Here is a 944-nt window from a genome sequence, read left to right on the forward strand (position 1 = left end):
CGCTAGCGTCTCTGCATTGATTACCTTCCAGATAGGCGAGGTGGCGCGCAGCTGATAAATCCGCTGCCGGGATGATCTCACGGGACGATTATGAGCAAACTACTTTACGGTGAACACCTTGAGAGTGAAACGGTGTTATCGCCCTGCACAATCAGTTCGTCTGGGTCATGAAAAGCTGATTAGACGGCTGGCGGCTGTCTGTTGTTCAGCTCCTTGCCAGCACTGCTCGGCGCGTTTTGATGCTGCGCGCAGAATGCAGTTTCAAAGTCAAAAACAACTTGCTGGACTGCGATAAGTAATAATTACTTTATGGCGGGAAACCCACTACCGTCGTGCTTGGCCAATGGAAGGACAAATCGCCGCTGATTTCACTAACCGCCTGCACAAGTTTCACTAACCGCCTGCACAAGAATGTGTGCTCGCTGAAAAACATGGATCGAACGGGAAAAGCTGTATTTTTACCAGCTATAACGCCGATCTGCCGGAATATAATACCGCTGCTATAGATCGTTACAGCAGCTGGGTGGTTATTTAGGAGTATGTGGTGCCGAAAAGAGTGGAACCCGAGCGTGTGTTAGCGGCTGTATTATGTGATTAACGCCACCTAGCGGCTAGCAGCCTGGCGACACCAACCAACCGTCTGGTGGTCAAAGCGCGCGATCGGCAGAAAGGCAAGAATAAATATGAAAAAACTGGCGCAGAAAAGCGAATTCATGCTGGCAGAGGATTACGGTGTTAAATTGTAGGTTAACTTGACCGACTAATTGGATACCAGGCCGTTTCTCGATCACCGCATCGCGCGCAGGATGCTGGGGAAAGGATTAGGGTATTGGGATTATGTACCCTGTTATCCATCGCCTATATTCAGCTGCAACCCAGGGATCTGGCGAAGCGAAGAGACATCGCGGGATTTTAAACTGTTGGACGTGCCACCGTTAGCTTCG

Origin of the sequence: Sodalis-like endosymbiont of Proechinophthirus fluctus, from assembly GCF_001602625.1 — a bacterium.
Lineage (GTDB): Bacteria > Pseudomonadota > Gammaproteobacteria > Enterobacterales > Enterobacteriaceae.